Below are 9684 nucleotides of genomic sequence, written 5' to 3'. Positions count from 1 at the left end.
TTGCGTGGCGGTGCGGGTGGCGGAACCTCAGACGCCGCCTGGCTGCGGGATCCCGTTTTTATGTATGTCCAATACACGGCAAACGGGCTGTCCTCGCCAGGCGACGTCTGAGAACCCGCGGCGGTGCCGGTTGCGAGGGCGGGCTAAGCGCCTTCGGCGCTTCAAGACAAAGACCAGAAGCAGGTTCGAAAACAGGCACTCGGGCCGCGCGGCACATCTCCAGCGCAGCTCGAGCAATCCGCAGCAACCCCACCGGTGCAGCACGGACGACAAAGGAGTCGCACCGCCATGACCAACACGCCCGCTCCTGAGCTGAGCCCGCCGGCCGCGTCCGGCCGGGCGGCCAGGGGAGCCACCACGACCGTCCTGGTCCTGCTGACGGTCCTGACCGGCATGCTCAGCCCGATGCAGTCCGCGGTCAACGGCGCGCTCGGCGAGACCGTCGGCGACGGCAACAGCGCCGCGGTGATCTCGTTCGGCAGCGGCCTGGTGCTGATGCTGGTGATCGTGTTCGCACGTCCCAGCACGCGCCTGCAGGCGCTGAGCATCCCGAGCCTGATCCGCAGCCGGCGCATCGGCTGGTGGAACTACCTGGCCGGTTTGTGCGGCGGCGCGGTGGTGCTCTCCGAGGGTGTCTCGGTGGGGGTGCTCGGGGTCGCGGTCTTCCAGATCACGCTGATCGCGGGCCTGGTGATCTCCGGCGTGATCTGCGACCGGATCGGGGTGACCGCCACGGTCAAGCAGCCGATCTCGGTCACCCGCGGTCTCGGCGCGGTGCTGGCCGTCGCGGCCACCGCGGTCACCATCTCGCCGAGCTTCCACGTGCCGCACGCGATCGCGCTGGCCGTCCTGCCCTTCGCGGCGGGCCTGCTCGCCGGTTGGCAGCCGGCCGGAAACGCCGCCGTGGCGCGGGAATCCGGTTCGATGCTGGTCTCGATCACGTTCAACTTCCTGGTCGGGTTCGTCGTGCTGCTGGCCGGTCTGCTGGTCCGGCTGGGGCTGGGCACCGCCCAGTTCTCGCTGCCGCCGACGTGGTGGATGTACACCGGCGGGGCGCTGGGCCTGCTGTCGATCGGGTTCATGGCGCTGCTGGTGCGCGGCCTCGGGCTGCTGCTGCTCGGGTTGGGGTCGGTGGCCGGTCAGCTGGTCGGTTCGCTGCTGCTGGACCTGGTGGTGCCCTCGGTCGGGCAGCCGATCCACCTCGCCACCGTGATCGGCACCGTGCTCGCGCTCGTCGCCGCCGGGATCGGGATGATCCCCTCCCGCGCCGCGGGCGAACCGGGAACCGCGCGATGACCGGCGGGACCGCGCAGACCGTCACCGGTCCGGTCGCCGCGGGCGAGCTGGGTCTGGTCCTGCCCCACGAGCACCTGTTCAACGACCTCTCCGGGGTGCGCGACGAACCCAGCTACCGGTTCAGCGAGTTCCTCGTGGACCGGGCGGTGGACGCCGGTGCGGCGTGGGCGCTCCGGCACGATCCGTACTGCTGCGCGGACAACCTGGCCCCGAAGCCGGTGGCGGACGTGATGGACGAGATCGCCGCGTTCCAAGCGGTCGGCGGCCGGACCATCGTCGACGCCACGTCCAGCGCCGCGATCGGCCGCGACCCCGACAAGCTGGTCGAGGTGGCGCAGCGCACCGGGCTGAACATCGTCATGGGCTGCGGCGCCTACCTGGAGAAGTTCGAGGGGGAGCGCATCTCGGCGCAGGCCGTCGAGGTGCAGGCCGCGAGCATCGGCGACGAGCTGACCAGCGGCGTCGGCGCGCACCGGGCCAGGCCGGGGATCATCGGCGAGATCGGGGTGTCGCCGGACTTCACCCCGGCCGAGCAGGCCTCGCTGCGCGCTGCGGCGCTAGCCCAGCTCGACCACCCCGAGGTCCCGCTCATGATCCACCTGCCCGGCTGGCAGCGCCGCGGCGACGAGGTGCTGGACGTTGTGCTGGACGAGATAGGGGTGGCTCCGGCGCGCGTCGTGCTGTCGCACATGGACCCGTCGGCGGAGGACGGTGAGTACCAGCTCGGGCTCGCCGATCGGGGGGTGTGGCTGGAGTTCGACATGATCGGCATGGACATCACCTTCCCGAAGGAGGGTGCGTCACCGGCGACCTCGACGACCGCGAGCGGCGTGGCCCGGCTGGTCGACGCCGGCCACGGCGAGCAGGTGCTGCTGAGCCACGACGTCTTCCTGAAGCAGATGTGGACGCGCCACGGCGGCAACGGATTCGCCTACGTACCAACGATCTTCGCCGAAGAGCTGCGCTCGCTCGGCGTCAGCGACGAGTGGATCGAAACCCTCACCCGCACCAACCCGGCCGCCATGCTCTGCGGTCGGTAGTACCGCTCAGAAGGTTCGCCGACGCAACTGCTGGGCGTTTCCGTGCAAGTATAGTTGCGTTGAGCGGTGAGGGAGGTTGCAGTGGATGCGCCGACGACGTACGAGGAGTTGTGTTCTGCCATCCAGGAGCGCATCGGCGGGCTCGCGGCCGGTCAGCAGCGGATCGCCGAGCTGCTGCTGACCGATCCGGAGGGGACGGCCTTCCGCACCATCGGCGAGTCGGCGAAGCTCGCCAACGTCCACGAGTCCTCGCTGGTCCGGTTCGCGACCGCGTTCGGTCTCAAGGGCTACCCCGCGCTGGCCGCTCTCTGCCGGGAACACCTCGCCCGGGAAGCGCGGCTGATAACCCGGTTCCGGCGCGCCGGGCAGCACTCCGAAACGGGCGAGTTCCTGTCCACCGTCGTCGAGCACGAACAGCAGAACCTGACGCGCACCTTCACCCGGATCACCGCCGAGCAGTGGGACCGCTGCGTTCAGCTGCTCGCCGAGACCGACCGGGTGCACGTGATGGGTCTGCGCAAATGCCTCCCCGTCGCGCAGCTCACCAGCTACCTGCTGCGGCTGGTGCGCCCCGGGGTGCACCAGATCGCGCCGGTCACCGGTGCGCTGGTCGACGAACTCCGCGACCTCCGGCAGGACGAGGTGTTCATCGCCGTCTCGATCCACCGGTACACCGCGGAAACGGTCCGCGCCTTCGAGGAGGCCAAGAAGCGCGGGCTGCACACCATCGCGCTCACCGACACCGCGGCGTCCCCGCTCGCGCGAATCGCCGACGTGACCTTCCAGGTCGATTGCGAAGGGGTGACGCTGCTGCGTTCGGTCGGTTCCTTCATCGCGCTCGTCCAGGCCCTCGCCACGAGCGTGGCGCTGCGCAACGGCACCCGCAGTCGGGACGAGCTGCTCAGCGACGAGCAGCTGCTGTCCGACTTCTCCGTCTACACCGGCTGAGGATCAGGCGTCCGCCGCCACCAAGGCGTCGGCCGAGATCGTCAGCGGCGCTGCACCGCGCGGCTGCAGTGTGACCTCGCGAGCGGTCAGGTCGACCACTGACGTGCACAGCGTCAGCAACGGATCTCCGTCCACCGCAGAACGGAAAACCCCGTCCGGCACGGGTTTCCCGGCGAGGACCCCGAGGAACCAGTCCGTGTCCGGTCCGCCCGCGGGGGCCTCCAGCGAATCGAGGACCCGCGCTCGGGCGAGGCTCTCCTCGCGCTGTCCCAGGTTGCGCGCGCCCTGTGTGCCACCCGAACCGGACTGCGCCGCCTCCTTGCGCGACTCGACGTGCCGCAAGTGGTTGGTGTGCCACGACAGCGACCCGGGATCGGTCTCCACCGCTGCGTGCCGACCGGCCGCGGTCTCGACGCTGACCACGCGCCCAGTGCCGAGTTCACCGATGTTGTAGGCGAACCCACCGGCGCTGGGGTGATCGGTGAGGTAACGCACCGCGGCTTCGAGGTTCGGCTGCCGCTGCAGCCCGCGCGCGACGAAATGACGCCCCGCGGCGGTCGCCGGTGCGGCGACCTGGATGTGGTTGATGCCCCACACGAGTCCGTGGCCGGTCACGACGAACGTGTTGCACGGCAGGAAACCCGGGTACCACTGCACCGCGACCGGAGCCTCCCCGTCGATCGCGAGGGTTACCAGCATGAAGCGCCCGGCGAGTTCGGGGGCGCCGTCCTCGTTGTGCGCGACGAACGAACGCTTCCCCCGGAAGGCGAGGTCCGAACACCCGACACCGTCGTCGCCGCCGAGGTCCCCGCGCAGGTTCGCCAGCAGCAGCTCCTCCGGATCGACACCGGCGCCTTCGGCCAGCGCCACCGCTTCCCGGAGCTCCTGGGCGTGGGACGTGCGCGTCGCCTTCAACACCCCGGCGACCGCCCGCCGCCCGGCGGTGGATGCGGCGTACTGCCGCAGGCCCGCCGCTTCCGGCAGCGAGCCCAACACCGACCGGACCTCGTCGGCCGCTGCCCGCCCCAACGCCCTCAGGGCGGATTCGCGGTCACCTCGGACCACGAGCCAGCGCAGTCCTCCCAGCTCCGACTCGACAACCGTCGCACCCATCGATTCGTCCGCCTCACCTCGCGCGCCGGCGCGGCGCAGCTGCTTGAAGGGAATCGCTGCAGCGATCCCGGCGAACATCTTGACGCGAGTAGATTTGCGCAGTCAACATCTCATGCAACTCAATTTGCGCCTCGCTACCGGCGCGCAACCGAACGGAGGCACGATGGCCAGCTCCCCGCCGGGCACATCAGGGCTCAAGAGCGGTCTCGGGAACCGCCAGATGACGATGATCGCGATCGGCGGGGTGATCGGCGCCGGACTCTTCGTCGGCAGCGGCAAGGCCATCAGCACGGCCGGGCCCGGCGTCCTGCTCGCCTACATCGGCGTCGGCGCGCTCGTCGTGCTGATCATGCGCATGCTCGCCGAAATGGCCGTCGCCCACCCCGAAACCGGCTCCTTCTCCAGCTACGCCAACCGCGAGCTCGGCCCCTGGGCAGGACTTTCCGTCGGATGGCTCTACGCCTACCAGTGGTGCGTGACCATCGGCTTCGAGGCCGTGGCCGGCGCGGCGATCGTGAACCGGCTGCTGCCCGCGATCCCCTCGTGGCTCGCGGCCCTGGTCTTCATGGCGGCTCTGATCGCCATCAACCTGGTGCAGGTCAGTTCGTTCGGCGAGTTCGAGTTCTGGTTCGCCCTGATCAAGGTGACCGCGATCGTGGCCTTCATCGCCCTCGGCGCGGCCGCCCTGCTCGGACTCGTCCCCGGGTTCGACTCCCCGGGCCTGGCGAACCTGACGGCGCACGGCGGGTTCCTCCCCGAGGGCGGGACGGCCGTGCTGCTCGCGGCGCTCGCCGTGTTCTTCTCGTTCTTCGGCACCGAAGTCGTCACGGTCGCCGCGGGCGAGGCGGTCGACCCGGTGCACGCGGTGCGACGCGGTATGAACAGCGTCGTGTGGCGGATCCTGGTGTTCTACATCGGATCGATCTTCGTCGTGCTGGCGCTGCTGCCGTGGAACAGCGCGCAGGTCTCCGAGAGCCCGTACGTCGCTGTGCTGCAACGACTCGGCATCCCGGGCGCCCCGGTGATCATGGATGTCATCGTGCTCAGCGCGGTGCTGTCCTGCCTGAACTCGGGCATCTACTCGTCGTCGCGGATGCTCTACGCGCTGGCCGAGCGCGGCGAGGCCCCCGCCCTGTTCACCAAGGTGACCCGCACGGGCGTCCCGGCGTGGTCGGTCCTCGCGGCCTCCAGCATCGGGCTGGTCACCGTCGTCGCCAACTACTTCCTGCCTACCGAGGCGGTGTTCAACTTCCTCCTCGACTCGTCCGGGGCCATCGCCGTCGTGGTGTACCTGTGCATCGCGGTCACCCAGTTCCGCGGCCGCAGGCGGCTGGAACGCCAGAACCCCGGCGCGCTGACCATCAAGATGTGGGCGTTCCCGCACCTGACGATCGCCGTCGTGATCGGCCTGCTCGCGGTGATCGCCGGAATGGCGTTCAACGCCGACAGCAGGCACTCGCTCCTGCTGACTCTCGCGGTCACCGCGGTGGCCGTCGCGGCGGGCGTGGTGCACCAGAACCGAACCCGGGCCAGGACGACCGAACGATCCACTTCGACCAGTGAGGAAAAGCTGTGATCAAGCATTCCGCCACGTTGGCGGTGAACGAGAAGATCAGCGCACTGCGTGCGGCCGGAAAACCGGTGCTGCACCTCGGTTTCGGCGAAGCCGGACTGCCGGTGCTGCCGGAGATCGGCGCCGAGCTGGCTTCGGCGGCCGGGCAGAACGCCTACGGCCCGGTGGTCGGCTCGGCCTCGGCGCGTGCTTCGGTGGCCGGTTACTTCACCCGGCGCGACCTGCCCACCGATCCGGAGCAGGCCATCCTGGCGCCCGGCAGCAAAGCCCTGCTCTACGCCGCACTCGCCGCCCTGCCCGGTGATCTCGTGCTGCCCACGCCGTCGTGGGTCACCTACGCCGCGCAGGCAGCGCTGGTCGGCAAGCGGGTGATCGGTGTCCCGGTGCCGGGAGAGGCCGGCGGGGTGCCGGACCCGGCACTGCTCGAACCCGCCCTGGCCGCTGCCCGGCGCGAAGGGGCCGACCCCAAGCTGCTCGTGCTCACCCTGCCCGACAACCCGACCGGTACCGCAGCCGGAGCCGACCTGGTCAAGGCGGTGTGCGAGATCGCCGACCGGCACGGCCTCGTCATCATCTCCGATGAGATCTACCGCGACCTCACCTACGTCCCGGAAGCGCACCTGAGCCCCGCATCGCTGCTGCCGGAGCGGACGATCGTCACCGGTGGGCTCAGCAAGAGCACGGCGCTGGGCGGTTGGCGCGTCGGCTTCGCCCGCATGCCGGCGGGCGAACTCGGCAGGAGCACGACCGAACGGATCGTCGGGATCGCCAGCGAGATCTGGTCCAGCCTGGCAATGCCGATGCAGGCCGCTGCCGAGTTCGTGCTCTCCGAACCCACCTCGGTGACCGACCACGTCGCAGCGTGCCGCAGGCTGCACGCGGCCGTTTCGAGCGCAGTGCACTCTGCTCTCGTCGAAGCTGGTGCCGAGTGCCGCACTCCGTCGGCGGCGTTCTACGTCTACCCCGACTTCGAGCAGCTGCGCCCCGAGCTGACCTCGGCCGGTATCCGCACCGGCGCGGAACTGGCCGACGCGCTGCTGGACAACCACGGAGTGGGTGTGCTCGCCGGTGAGCACTTCGGCGACACCCCGAGCGCGTACCGGTTCCGCGTGGCCAGCAGCCTGCTCTACGGGGAGACCGAAGACCAGCGCTGGCAAGCGCTGCGCAGCGAGAACCCCGTCGAACTGCCGTGGATCGCGGATGCACTCGACCGGTTGCGGACCGCTCTGCGCTCCCTGGTCTGATGTCATGCGGCGACCGGGCTTCTTCGCTGAGCTGGGCCGTGTCGACTACGCACGCAGCTCGGTGTGCGCGAGCATCGAAAGACCGCTGGGTGACAGGCTGTCCTCGCGTTGCCACAGGGCGCTGTCGATGGCATCCCGGTGGCGCACGTGCTTGGTCGGGCCGAAGCCGTGCTCGGCGAGACAGGTCGTCAGGGCGTCGGGGGTGGGGCGGGACAACCACGGCTCACCGCTGTCGGACACCGCCTGTGCCACTGCCGAAGCATGAGTCCTGGTGGCCTGATCGCTGAGGTGCTCGGGGAGCACGTAGTCGAGGACGAGTTCGGTGCCGGGCGCCAGTCCGCCGAGGACGTCGAGCGTGCGGTCGACGGCCTCCCACGTGAGGTACATCGTGACGCCGAGCCAGCTGATCAGCGCTGGCCGGGTCGGGTCGAAGCCCGCGGCCACCAGCTGGTCCAGCAGCTGGTCGGTCTCGAAGTCGACCGGCACCCACCGCAGCATCTCCGGGACGTCCACTCCGCTGTCCGCCAGCAGTTTCCGCTTCCACTGCTGCGTCGCCGGGTGGTCCACTTCGAACACCGCCAGCGGCGCGGTGGGGTTCCGGTAGGCGAAGGTGTCCAGGCCGGCGCCCAGGATGACGTACTGGGGCAGGCCGCGATCGACGAGCGCCGCCAGCCGGTCCTCGAGGTACCGGCTGCGGACCACGACGTTGGCCCGCGCGTGGGAGAGCAGTGGGAGATCGCCGTGCAGCCGGTGGTAACCGATCAGCTCCTCGGCCCGGTCGCCGAGCAACTTCTCGGCGAGCGAGTCGGTGAAGATCGCGGGGCTGTCGTCGACGACGAGATGAGCGGCGCGTGCTGTCGCGACCACGAGGGCAGTTTCGCTAGGACGATGTTCTCGCACAGGGCGAAGCTAGCAACGATTTCCCGAATCATATCAGGTGAAGAAAAATTCCTGAACTCGAATAGCATTGCAAATCAATATCAATGTGCACGAACAGTTCGAGTTCCGTTGCTGCGCTTCGCATCTCGTTGGGCGCATCGGGGTCGTGAGTGCGAAAACCGGTTGGAGGCGGTTCTCGCGCTCACGGCCCCGGCGCGTTGTGATCAGTCCACGGACAGCACGAGCTTGCCGCGCGTGTGCCCTCCGCTGTTGAGCCGCCAGGCCTCCGCCGCTTCTTCGAGCGGGAGGACCTTGTCGACGTGCACGGCCAGTTCGCCGCGGTCGGCCAGGTCGGCGAGATCCGCGAGGTCGGCCGAGTCGGGGCGGACCCACACGTAGTGGCCGCCCTTCGCCGCGGCCTCCGCGTTGGCGATGGACGCGAGTCGTTCCGGCTTCTCGAGGAGGCTCAGCGACACGTCCACCGCGTCCCCGCCGAAGAAGTCCAGCACCGCGTCGATGCCGTCGGGAGCCAGTTCCGCGACCCGGTCGGCGAGTCCGGCGCCGTAGGTCACGGGCTCCCCGCCGAGCTGCCGCACGAAGTCGTGGTTGCGCTCGCTCGCGGTGCCGATCACGCGGGCGCCGCGCGCCACTGCGATCTGGACGCCGAGCGAACCGACGCCACCCGCCGCGGCGTGGACCAGGACGGTGTCACCGGAGCCGATCCCGACCCGCTTGATCGCCTGGTACGCCGTCAACCCGGCGAGGGGGACGCCCGCGGCCTGCTCCCAGGACAGCGCGGCGGGCTTGCGGGCGAGCATGCGCACGTGCGCGGAGACCAGTTCCGCGTAGCCGCCGAACTGGGCAGTGTCCTTGCGGATGTAGCCGAAGACCTCGTCGCCGGGCGCGTACTCCTCGACGTCGAAACCCACCCGCTCGACCACGCCTGCCACGTCCCACCCCGGGATCAGCGGGAAGTGGGTCTCCATGACGGCGTCGAGGTTGCCTGCGGCGAGCTTCCAGTCCACCGGGTTGACGCCGGCGGCCTTCACCCGGATCAGCACCTCGCCGGGCGCCACCTTCGGGTCCGGGAGCTCGGTCAGCCGGAGCGCGTCGGGTCCGCCGTACTCGTCGAGGACGATCGCCTTCATCGGTGCTTCCTTCGTCGGTTGAAGTATTTGCACACGACAGTACTTGTCGTGCGAGCTATAGTGCAATCGCTCATTAAGTGCGCTTGGAGATACGGCTTGGGGGCAGTCCGAAGCCGATTCTCCTCGCGGTGCCGGGATGCGCAGGCCGACGCGAACGGCCCGCCGACCTGCGCGAACGCAGGGCGACGGGCCGTGGTGGTGGGTCAGGCGGTGATCAGGCCGATCGCCGACGAAATGCCCACGCCTGCGGCGATGGCCAGCACCACCCAGGCGAACGCCTTGCGGACCGTGCTCGCCGGGAGCCGGTTCGACAACCGCGCCGCGCCGATCGAGACCAGCATCGCCGTGCCCGCGAAGAGCACCAGGACGCCGAAGTCCAGGTGGGCCAGCGTGCCGGCGTGGGCGGCCAGCCCGGTGATCGAGTTGAGCGCGATCACCACCAT

The 9684-nt window shown here is 69.7% G+C and carries 8 protein-coding genes and 1 pseudogene; 5 read left to right on the top strand and 4 right to left on the bottom strand.

The window, feature by feature from the left end:
- The first annotated feature begins 288 nt into the window (after positions 1 to 288).
- The 3 genes from OU415_RS37055 (at position 289) to OU415_RS37045 (ending at position 3284) form a co-directional block, all read left to right on the top strand.
- Positions 289 to 1296: a DMT family transporter gene (locus OU415_RS37055; protein ID WP_270954403.1), complete on the top strand. Its 1008-nt coding sequence runs from the start codon at positions 289 to 291 to the stop codon at positions 1294 to 1296.
- Positions 1293 to 2336 (top strand): phosphotriesterase family protein, encoded by a 1044-nt coding sequence (locus OU415_RS37050; RefSeq protein WP_270954402.1) that lies wholly within the window; start codon positions 1293 to 1295, stop codon positions 2334 to 2336. Before OU415_RS37055 ends, OU415_RS37050 begins: the two co-directional genes overlap by 4 nt.
- 81 nt (positions 2337 to 2417) lie before the next feature.
- Positions 2418 to 3284 carry a MurR/RpiR family transcriptional regulator gene (locus tag OU415_RS37045; protein WP_270954401.1) on the top strand — a complete coding sequence of 289 codons (867 nt, stop codon included), beginning with the start codon at positions 2418 to 2420 and terminating at the stop codon, positions 3282 to 3284.
- A gap of 3 nt (positions 3285 to 3287) precedes the next feature.
- Here OU415_RS37045 and OU415_RS37040 read toward each other — a convergent pair whose 3' ends face one another.
- Positions 3288 to 4397, bottom strand: coding sequence for a C45 family autoproteolytic acyltransferase/hydolase (locus OU415_RS37040; protein WP_270954400.1), 1110 nt, complete (start codon positions 4395 to 4397; stop codon positions 3288 to 3290).
- Positions 4398 to 4560: 163 nt separating this feature from the next.
- Between OU415_RS37040 and OU415_RS37035 the strand changes: the two genes are divergently transcribed.
- Positions 4561 to 5973 (top strand): amino acid permease, encoded by a 1413-nt coding sequence (locus OU415_RS37035; RefSeq protein ID WP_270954399.1) that lies wholly within the window; start codon positions 4561 to 4563, stop codon positions 5971 to 5973.
- The gene (locus tag OU415_RS37030; RefSeq protein WP_270954398.1) at positions 5970 to 7214 is read left to right on the top strand and encodes a pyridoxal phosphate-dependent aminotransferase; all 1245 of its coding nucleotides are present in this window, start codon (positions 5970 to 5972) and stop codon (positions 7212 to 7214) included. The genes OU415_RS37035 and OU415_RS37030 overlap by 4 nt, the downstream gene beginning before the upstream one ends.
- Before the next feature lie 45 nt (positions 7215 to 7259).
- Here OU415_RS37030 and OU415_RS37025 read toward each other — a convergent pair whose 3' ends face one another.
- The 3 genes and pseudogenes from OU415_RS37025 to OU415_RS37015 all read right to left on the bottom strand — a co-directional run.
- Positions 7260 to 8081, bottom strand: a complete 822-nt coding sequence (locus OU415_RS37025; protein WP_270954397.1) for a class I SAM-dependent methyltransferase — start codon at positions 8079 to 8081, stop codon at positions 7260 to 7262.
- A 236-nt stretch (positions 8082 to 8317) separates the two neighbouring features.
- The gene (locus tag OU415_RS37020) at positions 8318 to 9241 is read right to left on the bottom strand and encodes an NADP-dependent oxidoreductase (RefSeq protein WP_270954396.1); all 924 of its coding nucleotides are present in this window, start codon (positions 9239 to 9241) and stop codon (positions 8318 to 8320) included.
- Positions 9242 to 9444: 203 nt separating this feature from the next.
- Positions 9445 to 9684: pseudogene (locus OU415_RS37015) on the bottom strand (sulfite exporter TauE/SafE family protein); the annotation flags it as partial.

Source organism: Saccharopolyspora oryzae (genome assembly GCF_027853915.1).
Lineage (GTDB): Bacteria > Actinomycetota > Actinomycetes > Mycobacteriales > Pseudonocardiaceae > Saccharopolyspora > Saccharopolyspora oryzae.
This window is presented reverse-complemented; position numbering and strand designations above follow the sequence as displayed.